This window comes from Frateuria sp. GZRe14 (assembly GCF_051900395.1).
GTDB classification, from domain to species: domain Bacteria; phylum Pseudomonadota; class Gammaproteobacteria; order Xanthomonadales; family Rhodanobacteraceae; genus Frateuria_A; species Frateuria_A edaphi.
Genome location: NZ_JBHZGJ010000001.1, coordinates 939,949 through 959,135, shown reverse-complemented (window position 1 = coordinate 959,135; position 19,187 = coordinate 939,949). Strand labels below are relative to the sequence as shown.

The 19,187-nt window shown below is 69.5% G+C and carries 22 protein-coding genes and 1 tRNA gene; 10 read left to right on the top strand and 13 right to left on the bottom strand.

What is annotated here, in order from left to right:
- Positions 1-14 precede the first annotated feature (14 nt).
- The 6 genes from flgF to ACFWZ1_RS04240 all read right to left on the bottom strand — a co-directional run bounded on the left by flgF (position 15) and on the right by ACFWZ1_RS04240 (position 4,650).
- A complete protein-coding gene (gene flgF / locus ACFWZ1_RS04265) occupies positions 15-755 on the bottom strand; it encodes a flagellar basal-body rod protein FlgF (RefSeq protein ID WP_439665561.1) in 741 nt (246 codons plus the stop codon).
- Positions 756-777: 22 nt separating this feature from the next.
- On the bottom strand, positions 778-1,998 hold the full coding sequence (gene flgE, locus ACFWZ1_RS04260) for a flagellar hook protein FlgE (RefSeq protein WP_231323982.1): 1,221 nt from the start codon (positions 1,996-1,998) through the stop codon (positions 778-780).
- 42 nt (positions 1,999-2,040) lie between these two features.
- Positions 2,041-2,685 carry a flagellar hook assembly protein FlgD gene (locus ACFWZ1_RS04255; RefSeq protein ID WP_231323980.1) on the bottom strand — a complete coding sequence of 215 codons (645 nt, stop codon included), beginning with the start codon at positions 2,683-2,685 and terminating at the stop codon, positions 2,041-2,043.
- A 9-nt stretch (positions 2,686-2,694) separates the two neighbouring features.
- Positions 2,695-3,117 (bottom strand): flagellar basal body rod protein FlgC, encoded by a 423-nt coding sequence (flgC, locus tag ACFWZ1_RS04250; protein ID WP_439665560.1) that lies wholly within the window; start codon positions 3,115-3,117, stop codon positions 2,695-2,697.
- Positions 3,117-3,521 (bottom strand): flagellar basal body rod protein FlgB, encoded by a 405-nt coding sequence (gene flgB, locus ACFWZ1_RS04245; protein ID WP_439665559.1) that lies wholly within the window; start codon positions 3,519-3,521, stop codon positions 3,117-3,119. Before flgB ends, flgC begins: the two co-directional genes overlap by 1 nt.
- A gap of 199 nt (positions 3,522-3,720) precedes the next feature.
- A complete protein-coding gene (locus tag ACFWZ1_RS04240) occupies positions 3,721-4,650 on the bottom strand; it encodes a chemotaxis protein (RefSeq protein WP_439665558.1) in 930 nt (309 codons plus the stop codon).
- A 202-nt stretch (positions 4,651-4,852) separates the two neighbouring features.
- Between ACFWZ1_RS04240 and ACFWZ1_RS04235 the strand changes: the two genes are divergently transcribed.
- The 5 genes from ACFWZ1_RS04235 (at position 4,853) to ACFWZ1_RS04215 (ending at position 9,087) form a co-directional block, all read left to right on the top strand.
- A complete protein-coding gene (locus ACFWZ1_RS04235) occupies positions 4,853-6,157 on the top strand; it encodes a methyl-accepting chemotaxis protein (RefSeq protein WP_439665557.1) in 1,305 nt (434 codons plus the stop codon).
- Positions 6,157-6,852 carry a flagellar basal body P-ring formation chaperone FlgA gene (gene flgA, locus ACFWZ1_RS04230; RefSeq protein WP_439665556.1) on the top strand — a complete coding sequence of 232 codons (696 nt, stop codon included), beginning with the start codon at positions 6,157-6,159 and terminating at the stop codon, positions 6,850-6,852. Before ACFWZ1_RS04235 ends, flgA begins: the two co-directional genes overlap by 1 nt.
- A 97-nt stretch (positions 6,853-6,949) precedes the next feature.
- Entirely contained in the window at positions 6,950-7,276 is a 327-nt protein-coding gene (flgM, locus tag ACFWZ1_RS04225; RefSeq protein ID WP_231323969.1) for a flagellar biosynthesis anti-sigma factor FlgM, read from the top strand.
- A gap of 9 nt (positions 7,277-7,285) precedes the next feature.
- Positions 7,286-7,735 carry a flagella synthesis protein FlgN gene (locus ACFWZ1_RS04220; protein WP_231323967.1) on the top strand — a complete coding sequence of 150 codons (450 nt, stop codon included), beginning with the start codon at positions 7,286-7,288 and terminating at the stop codon, positions 7,733-7,735.
- Positions 7,736-7,821: 86 nt separating this feature from the next.
- Complete coding sequence (locus ACFWZ1_RS04215; protein WP_231323965.1) at positions 7,822-9,087, top strand: EAL and HDOD domain-containing protein; 1,266 nt, start codon at positions 7,822-7,824, stop codon at positions 9,085-9,087.
- A 186-nt stretch (positions 9,088-9,273) separates the two neighbouring features.
- On the opposite strand, the gene ACFWZ1_RS04210 is transcribed toward ACFWZ1_RS04215, so the two are convergent.
- The 7 genes from ACFWZ1_RS04210 to rsmD form a co-directional block, all read right to left on the bottom strand.
- Positions 9,274-10,311 (bottom strand): TMEM43 family protein, encoded by a 1,038-nt coding sequence (locus tag ACFWZ1_RS04210; protein WP_231323963.1) that lies wholly within the window; start codon positions 10,309-10,311, stop codon positions 9,274-9,276.
- Complete coding sequence (locus ACFWZ1_RS04205; RefSeq protein WP_439665555.1) at positions 10,308-11,171, bottom strand: MBL fold metallo-hydrolase; 864 nt, start codon at positions 11,169-11,171, stop codon at positions 10,308-10,310. The genes ACFWZ1_RS04210 and ACFWZ1_RS04205 overlap by 4 nt, the downstream gene beginning before the upstream one ends.
- Before the next feature lie 149 nt (positions 11,172-11,320).
- Entirely contained in the window at positions 11,321-13,045 is a 1,725-nt protein-coding gene (gene ggt / locus ACFWZ1_RS04200) for a gamma-glutamyltransferase (protein WP_439665554.1), read from the bottom strand.
- A complete protein-coding gene (locus ACFWZ1_RS04195; protein ID WP_231323957.1) occupies positions 13,042-13,302 on the bottom strand; it encodes a YfhL family 4Fe-4S dicluster ferredoxin in 261 nt (86 codons plus the stop codon). The genes ggt and ACFWZ1_RS04195 overlap by 4 nt, the downstream gene beginning before the upstream one ends.
- A gap of 198 nt (positions 13,303-13,500) precedes the next feature.
- Positions 13,501-13,998 (bottom strand): hypothetical protein, encoded by a 498-nt coding sequence (locus tag ACFWZ1_RS04190; RefSeq protein ID WP_231323955.1) that lies wholly within the window; start codon positions 13,996-13,998, stop codon positions 13,501-13,503.
- 77 nt (positions 13,999-14,075) lie between these two features.
- Positions 14,076-14,576 carry a pantetheine-phosphate adenylyltransferase gene (coaD, locus tag ACFWZ1_RS04185; protein ID WP_231323953.1) on the bottom strand — a complete coding sequence of 167 codons (501 nt, stop codon included), beginning with the start codon at positions 14,574-14,576 and terminating at the stop codon, positions 14,076-14,078.
- 27 nt (positions 14,577-14,603) lie between these two features.
- The gene (rsmD, locus tag ACFWZ1_RS04180; RefSeq protein WP_439665553.1) at positions 14,604-15,167 is read right to left on the bottom strand and encodes a 16S rRNA (guanine(966)-N(2))-methyltransferase RsmD; all 564 of its coding nucleotides are present in this window, start codon (positions 15,165-15,167) and stop codon (positions 14,604-14,606) included.
- A gap of 160 nt (positions 15,168-15,327) precedes the next feature.
- On the opposite strand from rsmD, the gene ftsY reads away from it, so the two are divergent.
- From ftsY to ACFWZ1_RS04155, 5 genes are all read left to right on the top strand, one after another.
- Positions 15,328-16,461, top strand: coding sequence for a signal recognition particle-docking protein FtsY (gene ftsY / locus ACFWZ1_RS04175; RefSeq protein ID WP_439665552.1), 1,134 nt, complete (start codon positions 15,328-15,330; stop codon positions 16,459-16,461).
- Positions 16,462-16,467: 6 nt separating this feature from the next.
- Complete coding sequence (locus ACFWZ1_RS04170; protein ID WP_439665551.1) at positions 16,468-17,523, top strand: AsmA family protein; 1,056 nt, start codon at positions 16,468-16,470, stop codon at positions 17,521-17,523.
- Positions 17,520-18,590, top strand: a complete 1,071-nt coding sequence (mutY, locus tag ACFWZ1_RS04165) for an A/G-specific adenine glycosylase (protein ID WP_439665550.1) — start codon at positions 17,520-17,522, stop codon at positions 18,588-18,590. Before ACFWZ1_RS04170 ends, mutY begins: the two co-directional genes overlap by 4 nt.
- 147 nt (positions 18,591-18,737) lie before the next feature.
- The gene (locus ACFWZ1_RS04160; RefSeq protein WP_231323943.1) at positions 18,738-19,013 is read left to right on the top strand and encodes an oxidative damage protection protein; all 276 of its coding nucleotides are present in this window, start codon (positions 18,738-18,740) and stop codon (positions 19,011-19,013) included.
- Between the two features lie 69 nt (positions 19,014-19,082).
- Positions 19,083-19,158, top strand: a tRNA-Phe gene (locus ACFWZ1_RS04155).
- Positions 19,159-19,187 lie beyond the last annotated feature (29 nt).

Sequence of the window (19,187 nt, the reverse complement as noted above, 5' to 3'; positions counted from 1 at the left end):
TGTCTCCTAATCGATCAGGTGAGCGACAGCAGGCGGGTCGCCGACTGCGCGTTGTCGTCGGCGTTCTTGATCGCCTTGACCTGGAGTTCGTACTGGCGCGAAAGCTCGATCATCTGCACCAGCGTCTGCGACGGGTTGACGTTGCTCGACTCGAGCACGCCGGATTTGATGCCCACCGCCGGATCGGTCGGCGCGGTGCCGCCGCCGGCCAGGTGCATCAGGCCGTCGCTGCCCAGCGCGAGCTGGTTCGCCGGCGGGTTCACCAGTTTCAGGCGGCCGACCGAGGCGATCGTTTCCGGACCCTGGCCGGTGGGTACCACCGACACGGTGCCGTCGTTGCCGATGCCCACCTGGGTCGCCGGCGGCAGGCTGATCGGGCCGCCGTCCCCGAGCACCAGGTTGCCGCGCGAATCGGTCAGCAGGCCGTCGGCGGTGAGCTGCAGGTTGCCGGCGCGGGTGTAAGCCTCGCTGCCATCGGCGGCCTGCACCGCGAGCCAGCCGTCACCCTGCACGGCGACGTCGAGTTCGCGGCCGGTCTGGATCTCGGCGCCGCCGCGCAGGTCCACTCCCTCGCCCTGCGCCACGCCGTTGATGCGCGTGGGCATGCCCGGGCCCTGCACCGGCAGCGCCTGGAAGGCCGACATCTGCGCCTTGAAGCCGACGGTGTCGGCGTTGGCCAGGTTGTGCGCCACTTCCGTCTGCGCCCGCATCATCTGCGTGGCGCCGGTCATGGCGACGTAAAGCGAACGATCCATGCTTAGGCCTCGGACGTCAGCGTCAGTTGCGGATATTGATGATGGTCTGGGTCAGCTTGTCGTCGGTGGAGATCACCTGCGCGTTCGCCTGGTAGTTGCGCTGCGCCTTGATCATGTTCACCAGCTGGGCCGTCAGGTCGGCGGTGTTGGACGCCTCCAGCGCGCCGGACTGCACCGCGCCGAAGGTGCCCTGCCCGGCCACGCCCATGGTCGCGGTACCCGAGTCGAACGAGGCCGCCCAGCCGGTGTTGTCGAGCTGGCGCAGGCCATTGAGGTTGTTGAAGTTGGCCAGGGCCAGCTGGCCGAGCGAGATGGCCTGGCCGTTGGAGTACTTGGCCTGAACCACGCCTTCGCTGGACACGTCGATGCCCGACAGCGTGCCGCTCGGGTAGCCGTCCTGGTTGATCGAGCTCAGCGCGTAGGCATTGCCGAACTGGGTGGCCTTGTTGACGTCGATCGACAGCGTCATCGGGGCGGCACCCGGGCTGACCGACAGCGCGGGGAAGTTGAGCTTGCCGCCGGCCGGCGTCGCGAGCGCGCCGCTGCTGGTGAAGGAGAGCGCCTGCGGCGCGCCGGCGGATACGCCGTCGACGTACAGGTAGGCGTTCCAGCTGTTCGGCGCCGCGCCCTTGACGTAGTACACGGTGCCGTTGTGTGTGGCGCCGAGCGAGTCGTAGGCGGTGAACGGCGTGGCCTGGTTGTAGCTCAGCGCGTCGGTCGGGCTGAACGGTGCCGTGGTCGGCACCGTCGCGTCGGACGGCAGGTTGAGCGACATCTCCACATTGCTGGTGGCCTTGGCCGCGCTCTGCGCAGTGGTCATCTGCAGGTCGACCAGCGTGCTGGTGTCGAAGCCGTTGCCCGCCGGCGGGAACACCTGCAGGTGCTGGCCGCTGGCGTTGACCACGTAGCCGTTGTTGTCCTGCTGGAAGGCGCCGGCACGGGTGTAGGAATAACCCTTGCCGTCGCGCATGGTGAAGAAGCCATCGCCGCTGATCGCGAAGTCCAGGCTGTTGCCGGTGTTCTCCACGTTGCCGGCGGCGAACTGCTGCGCCACGTCGGCCAGCCGCACGCCGCTGCCGATCGAGGTCGCCGAGAGGTTGCGGCCGGCCGAGTTGTACAACTCGGCGAACTCGGCCCGCGAGCCCTTGAAGCCGGTGGTGCCGGTGTTGGCGATGTTGTTGGCAGTGACTTCCAGGTCCTTGGAAGCCGCGTTCAGGCCGCTCAGCGCGATATTGAAAGCCATCGTTGTTTCCCTGTACGGGTGTGATGTCCGTGAATTGATGTGTCAGTTGACGCGCGCGACCTGGCTCAGCAGCACGCCGCCGAAACCGTCCACGTCCAGGTAGGCGCCGTCGGCGCCGGTCATGCCCACGCCGGCGACCTTGCCGGTGACATAGGTGGCCACCGCGGTGTTACCGGTCTGCGCGGCCAGTCCGTAGGTGCCCGGGGGCAGCGGCTGGCCGTCGTTGCCGGTGCCGTCCCAGTGGAAGTCGGCCAGACCCGCGGTCTGCGTGCCCAGGTCGATCGTGCGCACCACGTCGCCGGCGTTGTCGACGATCTGCACCAGCGTGCGGCCGCCGCCATCGGGCACGTTCACGGCACCATCGAGGCTTCCGCCCTGCAGGCGACCGACCGCCGAGGGCACGGTGACGTTGCGCCCGACCATGCTGGAGGCCTGCAGCAACTGGTTGCCCTGCATCGACTGCGACAACGCGTCGAAGGAGGTCTGCAGGTTCTGCGTGGCCGAGACCTGGTTGATCTGCGCCAGCTGGCTGACCATCTGCGAGGAATCCATCGGCTGGGTCGGATCCTGGTTGCGCATCTGCTGGATCAGCAGGCTCAGGAAGTCGGCCTGGCTCAGCGTCTTGGTCTGGCCCAGCGCGCCGGCGGTGCCGGCGGCGTTGCTGGAGTTGATTGCGAGGTCGCTCATGGCCGCTCCTTACTTTCCGAGGTCCAGCGTCTTCTGCATCAGCTGGCGCGCGGTGTTCATCACCTCGACGTTGTTCTGGTACGAACGCGAGGCGGAAATCATGTTGACCAGCTCGTCCACCGGGTTGACGTTGCTCTGGTAGACATAGCCGTCGGCATCGGCCAGCGGGTTGCCCGGCTCGTAGCGGCTGGTGATCGCGTTCGGGCTTTCGGTGACGCCGAGCACCTTGACGCCCTCGCTGCCGGCTTCGGCCGGCTGGCCGTCCAGCCCGTTGCGGATCGCCGCGAACAGCGGCTCCTTGGCGCGGTAGGCGGCATCGGGCGTGCTCGCCACGCTGTCGGCATTGGCCAGGTTGCTGGCCACGGTGTTGAGCCGGGTGGACTGCGCCGCCATGCCGGAGCCGGCGACGTTGAAGACGTTGAAAAGCGACATCAGCCCTGGCCTCCGGTGATCGCGGTCCGCAACATGCGGATCTGCGCGGTGATGAAGGCCATGCTTGCCTGGTAGTGGACGCTGTTGGCGGCGAAGGCGGCCTGTTCCTGCTGGGCGTCGACGGTGTTGCCGTCCATGCTCGGCTGGGTCGGCACGCGATAGGACAGCGTGTCGCGCGCCTGCGCCACCGGATCGATCTGGCCCTGGGTCGGCGCGGCCAGCGGCAGGTTGCCGTCGCCGTTGCCGCCGGCGGCGGCCAGTGCCTTGCGGAAGTCGACGTCGCGGGCGAGGTAGCCGGGCGTGTCGGCGTTGGCCAGGTTGCTGGCCAGCACTTCGGTACGGCGCTGCCACAGCGCGAGCGCGCCGGTGTGCATGCCGAACAGGTTGTCGATGGGTTGGCTCATCGCTTGCCTCCGCGGTCGATGTGTCCGCACGGGGCTTGAGGCAAGTTGTGTGCCATGGGGGCGCGAAGCCTCGCCGCAGCTGGCTTTGCGCGGGCGCCGGGGTTTACGTCCCCGGCGCGGAGTCGGTTTTCCGACGGTCCTTCAGGGCGGGCCTGAAGCCGACCGTCAGGCCGCCGGAAACGGTTGGCTGACGCCTACCCTAGGCGAGCCCTTCCTCGGGCAGCAGGTCGATGACCGCCTGCGCCAGCAGGTCCGGCTGGAACTTGGCGATGAAACGGTCGGCGTTGACCTCGCGCACCATCGCCTCGTTGAACAGGCCGCTCAGCGAGCTGTGCAGCACCACCTTCAGGCGCCGCAGCGTGGGCGTTTCGCGGATGGCGCGGGTCAGCGCATAGCCGTCTAGCCGCGGCATCTCGATGTCGGACACCACCAGGTTGACGCCCTCCCCCGGCGGCGCCGCAGCCAGCTCGGTCAGCCGATCGAGCGCCTCGCGTCCGTCCTGCGCCACCACGCATTCGATGTTCATCTGCTGGAAGATGCTGATCAGGCGGCGGCGCGCGACCACCGAATCGTCCGCCACCAGCACGCGGCGCGGGCGCAGCGTGTGGGCGCCTGCGGCGCGCTGCATCTGGGTGGAGAGCTCGCCCGGTGCGCCGTCGATGCTCGCCAGCACGTGTTCCACGTCGACCACCGCCACCAGCGCACCGTTGATCCGGGTCACCGCGTTGACGCGCGGTCCGAAGCCGAGCGCGGCGCTCGGCGCGACCAGCGACTCGCCCTCGCAATGCACCATGTTCCTGAGGTCGGACACCAGGAAGCCCTGCACCGTGCGGCTGAACTCGGTGACCATCAGGTGCGCGGACGGCTCGGCGACCAGCGCCGGATAGCCCAGCGCGGCAGCCAGGTCGATCACCGGGATGGTCTGCCCGCGGTAGTCGCAGCTGCCGGCGATCAGCGCGTGGGCGCCGGGCATGCGTTCCAGCGGCGGGCGGCGCAGCACCTCGCGCACCTTGAACACGTTGATGCCGAACAGCTGCGCATCGCCCAACCGGAACAGCAGCATCGCCACCCGGTTGTGCCCGGCCAGGCGGGTCTGGCGTTCGACGTTTTCCAGCAGCGCGCCGGCCATGCGTGTCTCCAGCAAAGTAAGGACTAGCCCCTGCGTATCGGCGGCCCGGGCCGGCTCTTGAGGTTCGGTCCCCAACCGCGCCGCTGCGCGATATTTTCTCCGGACGATGCGCCGGAGCGCCGGTGGCACATGCATTGCTTGTTCAAGTTTCGACGCATCCAGACGATGTCCTGAACATTCATCCGCAGGAACCGCAATCCACATGAGCCTGATCCGTAGCCAGTCCCTGGCCGCGCTGGTCCAAGCGGCCGCCGCTGGCGACGAGGCCCGCCTCGAACAGTTGTCGAACCAGCATCCGGCGGTCGCCCGCGCGCTTGCCCCGTTGCTGGCCCGCCTCGACGCCGGCCAGCCGTCCGCGCTGGCGCTGCAGACCCTGGAGCAGCAGGGGCTGGTGCTGGCTGCCGCGCAGGTGCTGGGGCGCGAGCAGTCCGCGCTGGACAAGGCCACCCAGGAAAGCCGCGACGGCGTCGGCCGCTTGACGGACGCCAGCGCCGGAATCTCGACGGCCCTGCAGCAGGTCGCCAACGGCTTGGCGCAGGTCGAGCAGGCCCGCCAGACCGGCAGCGCCGGCGTGAGCGAGCTGGATGGCCAGTTGCGCCTCCTGCGCAGCGCGCTGTCGGCGATGAACCGCAACCAGGCGCGCCTGGCCGAGCAGGTCGGGCAGATCCGCAAGCTCACCGGCGCGGTGCAGGAGATCGCCCACCAGACCAACCTGGTCGCGCTGAACGCCGCCATCGAAGCCGCCCGTGCGGGCGAAGCCGGCCGCGGTTTCGCGGTGGTCGCCGACGAGGTCAAGCAGCTGGCCGAGAAGACCACCCAGGCCACCACCGAGATCGAGACGGTCACCGGCTCCATCGGGGATTTCTCCCGCCAGCTGGACGTGGACGTGCAGCAGGGCATGCAGCGCCTGGAACACGCGCAGTTCGGCGTCAGCCAGGCCAACAGCGCCATGGGCAGGAGCGCCGAGGCGCTTTCCAGCGCCAGCGAGAAGGTCACGCAGCTGCGGCAGGGCCAGGACGTGCAGCAGGCCCGCGCCGCCGCGGCGCAGGCGGCGCTCGGCGCGTTGCAGCGGCGCAGCACCGAGGCGCGCCGGCAGAGCGAGGCGCTCAGCCGCGCCGCGTTGCTGGCCCATCGCCTGGCGCTGGGCTGGCTGGAACAGGAGGCCGGCAACGACCCGGCCAGCCTGAGCCTGGCCGTGCGCGAATCGGCGCAGGGCCTCCGCCAGGCAACCGAGCTCGCACTGCTCGAACCAGGCGCGCTGGACCGGCGCTGGTTCGACACCGATGCGCTGGACCGCACCGTGCGCCGGCTCGCCGCGCAACATCCGGACCAGCCGGCCGCCAGCGCGCTCAGCGAGGCCGGCGCACGGCTGTCCGAGCACGGCAATGCCTTCGTCGGCCTGCTCTGCAATGGCCAGATCGAACAGGCCCAGCAGCTGAGCCAGCAGCTGGAGTCCGAACGCGAGGCGGTAGTCACCCACCTCGCCGCGTTGCTGGCCACCGCCTGATGGCCCTGGCGCGCCGCTGCCTGCTGCTCGCGCTGCTCGGGACGGCCCTGCCGGCCCTTGCCGCGCCGATGTCGGAAGCGGACCTGCGCGCCCAGGCCGAACGCTTCGTCGAACAGCAGTACGCCGCGCCCGGTAGCCGGGTCGAGGTCAAGTCCGAAGCGCTGGATCCTCGCCTGCACGTCGCCGACTGTGCCGTGCCACTCGCGGCCAGCCTCCCCGGCGGACTGCGCATGACGCCCAGGCTGAGCGTCGTGATGCGCTGCCCGGCCGCGGACGGCTGGACCCTGCGCGTGCCGGTGACGCTGAAAGTCTGGCGCCAGGTGCTGGTGGCCAATCGCCCGCTGATCCGCGGCGACGGCATCGTGGCGACCGACGTACACGCCGAGGAGCGCGACGTCACCCGCCTGCCCTACGGTTATGTCGCCAGCCTCGACCAGGTGGCCGAGCGCAGCCTGTCGCGACCGGTCGGGTCCGGCAGCGTGCTTACACCCGGGGCGCTGGGCGGACGGCAGACCGTACGCGCGGGCGATCACGTGCAATTGCTCGCCGAACTGGACGGGATCGCGGTGCGCGCCGAGGGCGTGGCCTTGGGCAGCGGCGACTCGGGCGCCCGCCTGCGGGTGCGCAACGGCAGCTCTGGCCGCGTCGTGGACGCCATCGTGCGCGGCCCCGGCGTGGTCGTGGCGTTACCCTGAACGGTCGCCGAAAATCCATGTTCCCCAAGACACTAAAGTTTTCTCCAGCCCGGCCGATTCCCCAAGGGACAGGGCCTAACCGACTCGAGAAGGACCGATGAACACGACCATTTCCAACAACGGCTTGCCGCTCCTGCCCCAGGCACCGGGCAACCAGGCCAATGGCACGGCGGCCGGCAACAGCAATGCGGCCAGCGACGTTCCCGCCAGCGTGCCGGGCAAGGACGACAGCGTCCGCCTGACCGACTCGGCGCGCGCGCTGCAGGACGCCGCCAAGGTGGACGGCCAGGCCGCGATCGATACCAAGCGGGTGGAGAAGATCCGCCAGGCGATCGCCGATGGCAGCTACCAGGTCAATCCGGCCGCCATCGCCGACAAGATGATCGCGCTCGACGCGCAGATCGGCGGCCCGGCGAAGCCGTAACCGCACGCCATGAGCAAGCTGCTGCACCACGAGCTCGAAGCCGCGCTGGACGCGGTGGTGGAGGACCTGCATCGGGCCGCCACCGAGCTCTCCGCCTCGCTGGTCGCCGAACGCGACGCGCTGGTCGCCGCCGACGCGGTCGCGCTGGACCGCGCCGGCACGCACAAGCAGGCGCTGATGCAGCGGCTGGAAGAGCTGGACGCCGAGCGCGTGCAGATGCTCAAGCTCGAGCCGAACGCAGCCGCGCGGGTCGAGGCGCGCTGGCGCGAGGTGCTCGAGGTGATCCGCGGATGCCAGGAAATGAACCAGCGCAATGGCAGCCTGGTCAGCCAGCGGCTGGCGCAGGTGCGCGAGGCGCTGGCCGTGCTGAGTGGCCAGGGCGGCGACGTGCGCAGTGTGTACGGACCCGGTGGCGAAGTGCGCACGGCCCTGCGCTCGCACCACCTGGGTTCGGTCTGACTGAAAGAGAGAGCCTTCCGGACACCGCGCCGCAAGGCCGGTGGCGATCCACCCCAGGCGGGATAGCCCCGCGAGCAGATCAAGACATGAGCGATACCGCCACCGCTTCCGCCCAGTCCCGCCTTGCCGGCAATCGCGACATCCCGCTGCCGGTGGTACGGGTGCCGATGCTGGACCAGAAACGCGAGCTGTTCGCCTACGAAGTCATGTTCCACCGCCACGCCGGCGACGAGCAGACGCTGATGCAGCGCGTGCTCTCGACCCTGGCCGACGGCGCGCTCACCCGTCTGGTGCGCGGCAACCGCACCTTCCTCACCCTCTCGCGCGAACTGCTGCTGGACCAGACCGACGTGCTACTGCACCAGCCGCGCTTCGGCGTGGTGCTGCAGCCGGCGATGGCCGATGACGCCGAGTTGATGGACCGGCTCAACAAGATGGCCCAGCGCGGCTGCCTGCTGATGCTGGACGCCGGCGCCATCGATCTCCACGGCTCGGTCGCCTTCGAGTCGCTGCTGCAGATCGTGCAGTTCGTCCGGCTGGACGCCCGGGCACTCTCGCCCGAGCAGTTGCGCGAGCGCGCCCAGTACCTGCACGAGCGCGGCATCTGGGTGATCGCCGGCCACGTCGACGACCACGCCACCTACCACCGTTGCCTGGAGCTGCCGCTGCAGGCGATCCAGGGCCGTTACCTGCTGATCCCCGACCAGGTGGAAGTGCCGGTGCTTTCGGCCAACCGCCTGTCGATGCTGCGCCTGATGCGCGAGCTGCAGGAAAACAGCCCCGGTCCGGTGGAACTGGGCGACATCATCCGCAACGACGCGATCCTTTCGTACAAGCTCCTGAGTTGCGTGAATTCGGCCTATTTCGGCCTGCCCAAGCAGCTCAAGTCCGTGCAGCAGGCGGCGATCTTCTTCGGCGTCACCCGCATGCGCAACTGGATCTACACCATGTCGCTCGGCGGCATGGATGACCGTCCGCCGGAGCTCCTGCGCACCGCGCTGATCCGCGCGCACATGTGCGAGCAACTCGCCTCGCACATGCCGCGTCCGCAGAAGGAAATGGCCTTCACCGTCGGCCTGTTCTCGCTGCTGGACACGCTGATGTGCGCGCCGATGGAGTTCGTGCTGGAGCAACTGCCGCTGGTACCGGAGATCCGCGAGGCGCTGATCGGCAACCGCGGCCCGTTCGGCCCGCTGCTGGAACAGATCCACGCCTGGGAAGCCGGCCACCTGAGCGGCCAGGCCCAGCCCGCGCAGATCCAGCGCATGGCCGGCATCTACCTGGAAGCCACCCAGTGGGCGGACCAGGTCTATGCCTTCGCCGAACCCAAGGCCCCGGCCGCCGCGGCGTAACGGGGTTCCAACTTCCGCTTACGCTGAATCGGCGCGCGCAATCCCGTCCGCGCTGAGCGTAGACGTGCGGCGCCGCAGCCGCGGCGCGTCCCTCAGACGGTCTGTTCGAGGCCTCTCCCGCCGGACAGGTGGGTCGGGCGAAGCGGATGGCCAAAGGCCAGCCGCAGTAGGGAATACCGCCCGGGATCAGACCCTCGCCATCCGCCGGTGCAGCACGACCACCACCAGCACGCCGGCAGCCGTCACGGCGAGCCAGCTCAGCACGGGCGACCACTCGCCGCCGAGCCAGGAAGCACAGGACACCGCGCCGATCGCGGTCACGCCCACCGCCAGCGCCAGCGCCACGTCGCCGACGTGCCGGCGGCGCTCCCACAGCAGCAGGAAGGCGCCCAGGGCGGCAAGCAGGATCGCGCCGCCACGGCGGGCGAGGGTGAATTCCGGCGGGTCGGGCACGTCGGGCAATACGTCGCTGAGCGAACGCTCGCCCACCTGCACCTGGTAGCCCTGGTCGTCCGCCTGGCTGGCCCGCACCAGCCGGTCGCCATCGAGGCGGGCGAAGATCGTCACCTGCTGCACCGGCACCGCCTGCCAGCTCACGCGTACGTCACCCAGCCGCGGTGAGCCCGGGTCGACGCTGGTAGTCAGGTAGTCGTGGTACAGGCTGAAGCTGGCGGCCAGGTTGGCCGGCAGGCGCGAGGGATCCGGCGCCACCGTCTGTGTGCCTGGCAGCGCTCGCAGCAGCAACGGCCCCAGCGTGAAGCCGCCGACCTGCACCTTCCCCGCCACGAAGCGCTGGCTGCGCAGCGGCATCGTCGCGGGGTTGGCGTGTCCGCGCGGCTGCTCGAACTTGCCGGTGTCCTGCAATTCGTCGGACCAGTCCAGTTCGTAATGCACGTCGCTGCCCACGTGCACCTCCCGCCACTGGAACATCTCCACGCGTCGGGACAAGAGCGGCGTGGGCACGGTGAGGTTGAAGTCCGCATCGTGCGGCGCCTCGATCACTTCTGGCGTGCCCGAGACCAGCACCATGCTGCCGTGTTGCCCCGGCTGCGGCCCGCGCGAGCCCGCCTGGACCACGTCGCCACCGTGGCGTACGGCAGCCAGATGGTGCACCAGCAGGCCCCGTTCGGTGATTGCCGCCAGCCCCAGGCCGGCGATGAGCAGCACCGCGCCGCCGCCGCGCAGCAGCAAGGCCCGGGTACCGACCCGCAGCTGCCGCCTCACCCCACCGCCCCGGCAGGCTCGCCGTGGAGGCTGGCCTGTTCTGCGGTCGTGCCGAAGCGGCCCCGATCGTCGCGGGTCACCTGGGCCAGCGCGCAGGCATGGTCATGGGTAAAGAACAGCCGCACGCCACGCGCGAGCTTGTCTTCGAGGAACGCGCGCTTCTCGTCGATCAGGGTTTCCGGCGCGCGGTCGTAGCCCATGGTGATCGGCAGGTGCACCCACGGGCGACCGGGGATCAGGTCGGCGCAGAACACCACGCCACCGACTTCGGCCAGCATCAGCCCCGGTGTGTGGCCGTTGGAAAAATGGAGACGCACCGACTTGCCCAACGCCTTCGAATACGGCCCTTCGACCAGCTCCAGCCGACCGCTGGCCTCCAGCAACCCGGCCAGTTCGGGAATGAACGAGGCGCGGTCGCGCGGATGCGGCGACTGCGCGCGGCGCCAGTGCTCGGCGCCGACCAGGAAGGTGGCGTTGGGGAACAGCAGCCGTGGCGGTTCGCCCTCGGCCCAGGGCGCCAGCAGGCCGCCGGCGTGGTCGAAGTGCAGGTGCGAGAGCACGACCGCGTCGATGTCCTCGTGGGAAAGACCGGCCTGGGCCAGCGACTCCAGCAGCACGTGGCGGTCCTCGACCACGCCGTAGCGCTCGCGCAGCTTTGGCTCGAAGAAGGCGCCGATGCCGGTTTCGAACAGCACGTTGCGGCCGTCCAGGTCCTTCACCAGCAGGCAGCGGCAGGCCAGCGGGATGCGGTTCTCCGCGTCCGGCTCGATCCAGCGCGCCCACATGGCCCTGGGCGCGTTGCCGAACATCGCGCCGCCATCGAGTTTCTGGGTGTTGCCCTCAAGGGACCACAGCTGCATGACACGTCGCCCCTGTCAAAGAATGACCCGATTTTACGCAGGGGTGCCGGGGCTGTCTCCCCGCACTGCGCCGCCACTCTGGGACACGCGGCCAGCGCGCGCAACGGTGCGACGAGGTCTGCCCCTTTGCCCCCGCCGCCAGCGGAGGCTTACTGCACCTTGCCCAGGCCCGAAGGCCGTCGCGGATCGCTGGCCGCCTGCAGCGTGTTGTTGCGGTGGTCCCAGGTCACCACGTTCATGAAACCCCAGGGATCGCGCGGGTGCAGCGTGTAGCCCATGCGCTCCAGCTCGTGCGCGGTGGCCGGGTCGAACACGCCCTCCTCCACGTCCACGCGGTCGGGCATGAACTGGTGGTGGTAGCGCTTCTGCGCGACGACGGCGGTTGCATCCTTGCCGTCGATGAAGGCGAGGATGCCTTCGAGCACCTGGGTGATGATGGTCGAGCCGCCCGGCGATCCGATTACTGCGGTGCGGTCCTGCCCGATCACGAGACTGGGCGACATCGAGGAAAGCATGCGCTTTCCGCCCACCGGCGCGTTGGCCTTGCTGCCGAGCAGGCCGTAGACGTTGGGCTTGTTGGGCACCAGCGCGAAATCGTCCATCTCGTCGTTGAGCAGGATGCCGGTGCCGGCGGCGACGAAGGTGGAACCGAGCGTGTAGTTCACCGTCGAGGTGACGGCGATCATGTTGCCGTCCTTGTCGATGATCGAGAAATGCGTGGTGTGCGGGCCCGGGTCGGATGCGCCGGTGTGCGGCAGCATCGAGGAAGGCGTGGCGCGGTCGGGCAGGATGCCCTGGCGCAGGCCGTCGGCGTAGTACGGCGACAGAAGCATGTTCAGCGGCATCTTCACGAAGTCAGGGTCGCCGAGGTAATCGTTGTGGTCGCGAAAGGCACGACGCATCGCCTCCACCACGTAATGCACGCGATGGGCGCGATCGAGCTTCTCCATGTCCACGCCACGCAGGATGTTGAGGATCTCGGCGATCGCCACGCCGCCGGAGGACGGCGGCGGCGCGGTGACGATGCGGTAGCCGCGATAGTCGACGCTGATCGGCGCGCGTTCCTTGACGCGGTAGCCCGCCAGGTCCGCCTCGGACCAGTTGCCGCCGGCCGCGCGCACGGCGGCCACCAGCTTTTTCGCCACGTCGCCCTGGTAGAAGCCGTCGCGGCCCTGCCGGGCGAGGATCTCGAGGGTGCGGGCCTGGTCGGGGTCGCGCCAGGTCACGCCCTCCGCCGGGGTCTTGCCGTCGACGAAGTACTTGGCGGCCGAGGCCGGCCAGCGCTTGAGGTCGTCGGCGCGCTCGGCGATGGCGTTGCGCAGGCGGCTGTCGGGCGTGAAGCCGTCGCGCGCGGTGCGGATCGCCGGGGCCAGCGAGGCCGACAGCGGCAGTTTGCCGTAGTGCGCGGCCAACCAGGCCAGGCCCGCCGGTTCGCCAGGGATGCCGGCCGAGAGGGGGCCGGTCAGCGCGGCGTCGCGGTTGGGCGAGCCATCCGCATTGACGTAATCCTTCGGGTCGACCGCCGCGGGCGCGACCTCGCGCGCGTCGATGAACACTTCGCGGCCGTCCGAGGCTCGTCGCAGCACAGCCATGAAACCGCCGCCCAGCCCCGAGCTTTCCGGCTCGACCACCGACAGCGTGGAAGCCACCGCCACGGCCGCGTCGAACGCGTTGCCGCCCTTCGCCAGCACTTCCAGCCCGGCGTTGGTGGCCAGGAAGTTGGCGCTGGCGATGGCGGCGTGGCCGGGTTTCTGCGTCTGCGCGGCGGCGGCGCTGGCGGGAGTCGTCCGGGCGGGGGGGTCCGATGCGAAGGCGGCGGTACTGGTCAGCAGCAGGCTCAGCAAAAGGACTCGCCAACGCGGGGACAAACTCATGCCGTGGTCTCCTTGGCCATCAACTGGCGGTATTTCAGTTCGAGCTGCTCGCGCGTCTCGCCCAGGTCGGCATCGATGATGATGCACTCGACCGGGCAGACGACCATGCATTGCGGCTCGTCGTGATGGCCCACGCACTCGGTGCACAGGGCCGGATCGATGATGTAGTAGTCCTCGCCCATCGAGATTGCCTTGTTGGGGCACGCGGGCTCGCAGACGTCGCAGTTGACGCAGGTGTCGAGGATCTTCAGGGACATGGCGTCAATGGTAGCGCGGAGCGGCCATCCTTACCCGCGCAAGTCATTCCCGCCGCAAGGCCGGGCGGATTGCAGCCCACCTCGGTCCATCGCCTCGCACGCAATGGTGGGCTGGACCCACCCTGCGGACCCCGCAAACGAAAACGCCCGCGAAGCCTTCCGGCATCGCGGGCGCATCGGGCGCATTCGCGCGGGCGCTTACATGGCGACGAAACGCACCGTCGCACCGGTCGCCTGCAGCGCGGTCGTCACGCGGTCCTTGTCCGCCTGGTCGCCGATGAACAGCACGATCACGTCCTTGAAGGTACCGGGCTTGGCGCCTGCGAAGGCGGCGATGATGAAATCGGCGGTCTTGGCCGAGTTCGGGCCGGCGAAGGCCAGCAGGTTGCCCGGGAGCACGCCGCGGGCGATGACGTCCTGCACGTTCGTCAGCTGGCGGTCGTACTTGGCCTTGGCGTCCTCGTCGTCACCGGCCGGCACCAGGTAGGCGTACGGGCGCTCGGCGGTCATGCCCTGCATGTTGTTCTGCACGATCTGGCCCAGGTAGGCGTTCCACGCCTGGGCATCGTTCGGGTTGGTCGGCTTGGGAGCGGCAGCCTGCTGGGTGTTCTGCTGGCTCTCGTCCTGGTTGTTGCAGGCGGACAGGGCCAGGGTGCCGGCGAGGACGAGGGTTGCGGCGATCAGGAACTTACGCATGGGTGTCTCCCTGTGAGTGGATTCGAAGATGTCCCGATCCATTCTACGCAGGGTGCGTCAAATGGACCGGTACATCCTTACTTGCGCCAGCGCTGCCGCATGGCCTGTTGGACTGCCGGATGCACGAAGCTGGAGATGTCGCCGCCAAGGCGACCGATCTCGCGCACCAGCGAGGAGGAAATGAAGCTGTACTGCTCCGCGGGCGTGAGGAACAGCGTCTCCGCCTGCGGGATCAGATGGCGGTTCATGCTCGCCAGCTGGAACTCGTATTCGAAGTCCGACACCGCGCGCAGACCGCGGATGATCACCCCCGCGCCCACCTCGCTGACGAAATCGGCCAGCAGGCAGTTGAACCCGCGCACTTCCACGTTCGGGAGGTCGGCCAGCGCCAGCCGCGCCAGGGTGATGCGCTCGTCCAGGCTGAAGCCAGGACCTTTGCCGGAACTCTCGGCGACCGCCACCACCACGCGCTCGAACAGCGGCGCGGCGCGCGACACCAGGTCGGCATGGCCGTTGGTGATCGGGTCGAAGGTGCCCGGATACACGGCCAGGCGCTTGTTCACCGGAACTTTGTTCACGTGGAGGCTGCGGCGCGAAGGTGGCGATTAGCTTAACGGAAGCTCCGCGCAGCGGCGATAGAGCGCGTGGCGCACTTCGCCGGCCCGGCCCTCGCGGTGCAGTGCCCAGTTGGACGGCAGCGAAGGCACCTGATCGCGCGGGGACTCGACGTAGATCCAGGCCTGCGCGGTCAGCCAGCCTCTCTCCTCCAGCCGTTGCGCGAGCACCGGCCACAGGTCCGCGGCGAACGGCGGGTCTAGGAACACCAGTCCGAACGGAACGGGCGCACCCTCCAGAAAGGCCGCCGCATCGGCAACGGTCACCGTGCCCTCGGTCTTCAGCCGCGCCAGGTTCTCGCGCAACGCCGTGGCCGCGCGGGCGTCGCGCTCGACGAAACGCACCGCAGCGGCCCCGCGCGAAAGCGCCTCGATCCCCAGCGCCCCGGTGCCGGCGCACAGGTCCAGCGCCTGCACGCCCCCGATCACCGGCGCCAGCCAGTTGAACAGCGTCTCGCGCACGCGCTCCGGCGTCGGCCGCAGCCCCGGCAGCTCGGGCACGTCCAGCCGCGAATTGCGCAGGCGGCCGCCGATGATGCGGATACGCCCCGTCACGCCCGCGTTCCCCTGCCCGAGCGCACCCTGTGCGCGACCGCCGTCCCGCGCCCGGCGAAAATCGGTCCCGCGCAGCGGAAACGCAGGTGCGGATGGCCCTCAGCGGCCAGTCTGGTAGCGGGTGATAGCATCCGCGCATTGTCTTGGAAACGCCGCCGCAATGCTCAAATTCTGGAAGAAGAAACCCACCGAAACGACTTCGGAGCAACCGGCCGAGCAAGGCCAGACGCCGCCCGCCGACGAGCACACCACCGACGCCGCTGCCCTGGACAACGCCAGTCCGGTGCTGGACGAAGCCCGCGCAGAACTCGCCCCCGCCGAACCGGCAATCGTCGACGAGCCGCCGCCCCCGGCCACCGTCCCGGAGCCCGCTCCGATCAAGCGCAGCTGGCGCGAGCGCCTTTCCGGCAGCGGCTTCGCCAAGGGCTTGAGCTCGCTGTTCGTGCGCCACCCCAAGCTCGACGACGACCTGCTCGACGAGCTCGAAACCCTGCTGATAACCGCCGACGTCGGCATCGAAGCCAGCACCATGCTGGTCGAGGGCCTGCGCAAGCGCATGCACAAGCGCGAGTTCGCCGATGCCGACGCGCTGCTGGCGGCGCTGCGCGAGGCGCTGGTGGCGATGCTGTTGCCGGTGCAGCAGCCGCTCGACATCGGCGGCCGCAAGCCTTTCGTGGTGCTGACCGTGGGCATCAACGGCGTGGGCAAGACCACGACGATCGGCAAGCTCGCGCGCCGCTGGCGCGATGAGGGTCGGCAGGTACTGCTCGCCGCGGGCGACACCTTCCGCGCCGCCGCGGTGGCGCAGCTGAAGACCTGGGGCGAGCGCAACAACGTCCCGGTGATCGCGCAGGGCCAGGACGCCGATTCGGCCAGCGTGATCTTCGACGCGCTGCAGGCCGCCCGCTCGCGCAACGCCGACGTGCTGATCGCCGACACCGCCGGCCGCCTGCATACCCAGGGCGGGCTGATGGACGAGTTGTCCAAGATCGCCCGCGTGCTGAAGAAGATCGACCCCGACGCACCGCACGAGGTGCTGATGGTGATCGACGGCACCACTGGTCAGAACGCGATCAGCCAGTTGCGCCAGTTCCAACAGATCGTGGGCGTGACCGGCCTGGTGGTGACCAAGCTGGACGGCACCGCCAAGGGCGGCGTGATGTTCGCGCTGGCGCGCGAGTTCGGCCTGCCGATCCGCTTCGTCGGCCTGGGCGAGACCGCCACGGACCTGCGCGAGTTCGACGCACGCGCCTTCGTCGACGGCCTGTTGCCGGCCACGCTGGCCCGGGCCTGAGCGGCGATGACGCGGCGCCTGCGCATCGCGCTGCTCAGCCTGGCCGGCATCCTCGTTGCCGGCCTGATCGCGTTGCTGGTGACCGTCTACCTGCTGCTTCAGCCCGAGCGCTTCACCGCCATGCTGCAGGAACAGGCGCACCAGGCCGGGTTGGAACTCAGCCTGGCCAATCCTGCGAGTCCCACCCTGTTCCCGCGACCGGCGCTTGAGCTGGAAGGGCTGACGCTCACCGCGCAGGGCGCCAGCATGCCGATCCTGCTGGCCGCCAACGGTCGGCTCGCGTTGCCCTGGAGCACGCTGTTCGGCGGACCCACGGTGATCTCGCGACTGGAGATCGACGCGCCGCGCGTGGACCTGGATGCGCTGCAGGCCTGGCTGTCCAGCCTGCCTTCCGGCGGCGCCGGCGCGCCCAACATCCCGCGCATCGATACCGGCGTGCGCATCGCGCGCGGCACCATCGTCAGCGGCAACCAGTTGCTGCTGCGCGATTTCTCGCTCGATGCCGGTCACCTGCTTTCCGGCCAGCCGTTCCCGCTGGTGATCTCGGCCAAGGATGCCGGCGGCACGCCGATGCAGCTGCGCCTGACCGCCACGCCGCGCATCCAGGGCAATGCGCTGCAGCTCAACGACATCGATCTGGACTTCACCCGCGGCGTCACGCTGGCGATGGACCTGACCGGCGAGGCGCACTGGCACGGCGCCGCCGACGCCGCGGCCACGCTTGCCGGATCGCTCGACCAGGCCGACGCCGGCCGCTACGACATCTCGCTGCAGCTGACCCCGGCCAACCAGAGCGATCCGCTGCTGCTGGCGCTCAAGCTCGACGGTCCCGGCAATCATCTCGACCTGCGCTTGCCGCCACTGGGCGTGGCGCGCTGGTGGTCGCACATCGGCGACGAGGAAGGTCCGCGGCTCGGCGTACCACCCGGCAACGGCCACGTGGACGCGGCCACGCTGGACGTGGCCGGCGTACACGTCGAAGGCCTGCACCTGGAACTCACGCCCGCCGCGGCATCGAGCACCGGCACGCCCGCGGCATCGGCCAGCAGCGACGCCCGATGAGTTCCACCCTCGCCGCCGACCTGCTGCCCTGGTTCGACCGCCACGGCCGCCACGACCTGCCCTGGCAGGCCGCCACGGACGGACGCCGCGACGCCTACCGCGTGTGGCTGTCCGAAGTGATGCTGCAGCAGACCCAGGTCGCCACCGTCATTCCCTACTTCCTGCGCTTCACCGACGCGCTGCCCACCCTGCCCGACCTCGCCGCCGCGGACGAAGACCGCGTGCTCGCCTTGTGGTCCGGCCTTGGCTACTACCGCCGCGCGCGTTTCCTGCATCGCGCCGCGCAGCTGTGTGTGGAGCGCCACGGCGGCGAACTGCCACGCGACTTCGACGCGCTCGCCGCGCTCCCCGGCATTGGCCGCTCCACCGCCGGCGCGATCCTCGCCCAGGCGCATGGCCTGCGCTTTCCGATCCTCGACGGCAACGTCAAGCGCGTGCTCGCCCGCTATCACGGTATCGAAGGCCATCCCGGCCAGGGTGCCGTCGAGAAGCAGCTGTGGGAACGGGCCGAGGCGCACACGCCGACCGAGCGGGTAGCCGACTACACCCAGGCGATCATGGACCTGGGCGCCACCGTCTGCGTTCGCTCGCGCCCGCTCTGCCTGGCCTGCCCGCTGACCCAAACCTGCGTCGCCCGCCGCGACGGCCGCACCGCGCAACTGCCTACACTGAAGCCCGGCAAGACGCTGCCCACGCGCGAGACGACGATGCTCGTGCTGCGCGATCGCCAGGGTCGCGTGCTGCTCGAACGGCGCGGTGCGACCGGCGTGTGGTCGGGCCTGTGGAGCCTGCCCGAGGCCACCGGCCACGACGCGGCCTGGCGCCTGGCGCAGACCCACGCCCAGCTGGACGATGCGCAACCGCTCACGCCCTTCGTCCACGTCTTCAGCCACTACCGCCTCAACATCGAACCGTTGTTGTTCGACGGCGCAACAGCCCACCCCGCCATCGCCGATAATGCGGCGCTGCGCTGGTACCCCCGCGACGCGTGGTCGGACCTCGGCCTGCCCGCGCCGGTGCGCACCTTGCTGGAATCCCTGGCGCGCGAACCCCAACGCCTGTCCTGAGCCACGCCACCGTTCCCGAAAAACCTTCGTCGTGAACACGGGCCGCGGGCCGAAGTCGAACCCGCCACACCGCGCACCGCTTCGACTCCGCCTGCCGCGCAAGCTACGCTCAGCGCGAACGACACCTGAGCAACATCGGAAAGCACCATGTCCCGCACCGTCCACTGCACCAAACTCGGCATCGACGCCGAAGGCCTCGACTTCGCTCCCTGGCCCGGCCCGCTCGGCCAGCGCGTCTACGAAAACGTCTCCAAGCAGGCGTGGCAGCAATGGCTCGCCCACCAGACCATGCTGATCAACGAGTACCGCCTGAACCCGCTGGAGGCGAAGACCCGCCAGTTCCTCGGCGAGCAGATGGAGAAGTACTTCTTCGGCGGCGACGTGGCGCAGCCCGCCGGCTACGTCGCCCCCGGCGAGCCTTGACGCCCGCGCCCGCATCCGCTTAAATGCGCGGCTCCACGCAGCAAGCCTTCATGCGTGGAACCTCTTCCCGGCCGGGTAGCTCAGTTGGTAGAGCAGGGGATTGAAAATCCCCGTGTCGGCGGTTCGATTCCGTCCCCGGCCACCATGCAAAAAAAGAAGCCCGCAGGTCATGCC

Coding starts and splice junctions, on each gene's coding strand:
- flgM (WP_231323969.1), top strand. CDS start 6,950: ATGAACACGACCATTTCCAACAACGGCTTGCCGCTCCTGCCCCAGGCA.
- flgF (WP_439665561.1), bottom strand. CDS start 755: ATGGATCGTTCGCTTTACGTCGCCATGACCGGCGCCACGCAGATGATG.
- ACFWZ1_RS04205 (WP_439665555.1), bottom strand. CDS start 11,171: ATGCAGCTGTGGTCCCTTGAGGGCAACACCCAGAAACTCGATGGCGGC.
- ACFWZ1_RS04195 (WP_231323957.1), bottom strand. CDS start 13,302: ATGTCCCTGAAGATCCTCGACACCTGCGTCAACTGCGACGTCTGCGAG.
- ACFWZ1_RS04160 (WP_231323943.1), top strand. CDS start 18,738: ATGTCCCGCACCGTCCACTGCACCAAACTCGGCATCGACGCCGAAGGC.
- ggt (WP_439665554.1), bottom strand. CDS start 13,045: ATGAGTTTGTCCCCGCGTTGGCGAGTCCTTTTGCTGAGCCTGCTGCTG.
- ACFWZ1_RS04215 (WP_231323965.1), top strand. CDS start 7,822: ATGAGCGATACCGCCACCGCTTCCGCCCAGTCCCGCCTTGCCGGCAAT.
- mutY (WP_439665550.1), top strand. CDS start 17,520: ATGAGTTCCACCCTCGCCGCCGACCTGCTGCCCTGGTTCGACCGCCAC.
- flgA (WP_439665556.1), top strand. CDS start 6,157: ATGGCCCTGGCGCGCCGCTGCCTGCTGCTCGCGCTGCTCGGGACGGCC.
- ACFWZ1_RS04170 (WP_439665551.1), top strand. CDS start 16,468: ATGACGCGGCGCCTGCGCATCGCGCTGCTCAGCCTGGCCGGCATCCTC.
- ACFWZ1_RS04220 (WP_231323967.1), top strand. CDS start 7,286: ATGAGCAAGCTGCTGCACCACGAGCTCGAAGCCGCGCTGGACGCGGTG.
- flgE (WP_231323982.1), bottom strand. CDS start 1,998: ATGGCTTTCAATATCGCGCTGAGCGGCCTGAACGCGGCTTCCAAGGAC.
- flgB (WP_439665559.1), bottom strand. CDS start 3,521: ATGAGCCAACCCATCGACAACCTGTTCGGCATGCACACCGGCGCGCTC.
- flgC (WP_439665560.1), bottom strand. CDS start 3,117: ATGTCGCTTTTCAACGTCTTCAACGTCGCCGGCTCCGGCATGGCGGCG.
- ACFWZ1_RS04190 (WP_231323955.1), bottom strand. CDS start 13,998: ATGCGTAAGTTCCTGATCGCCGCAACCCTCGTCCTCGCCGGCACCCTG.
- ACFWZ1_RS04255 (WP_231323980.1), bottom strand. CDS start 2,685: ATGAGCGACCTCGCAATCAACTCCAGCAACGCCGCCGGCACCGCCGGC.
- ACFWZ1_RS04240 (WP_439665558.1), bottom strand. CDS start 4,650: ATGGCCGGCGCGCTGCTGGAAAACGTCGAACGCCAGACCCGCCTGGCC.
- ACFWZ1_RS04235 (WP_439665557.1), top strand. CDS start 4,853: ATGAGCCTGATCCGTAGCCAGTCCCTGGCCGCGCTGGTCCAAGCGGCC.
- ftsY (WP_439665552.1), top strand. CDS start 15,328: ATGCTCAAATTCTGGAAGAAGAAACCCACCGAAACGACTTCGGAGCAA.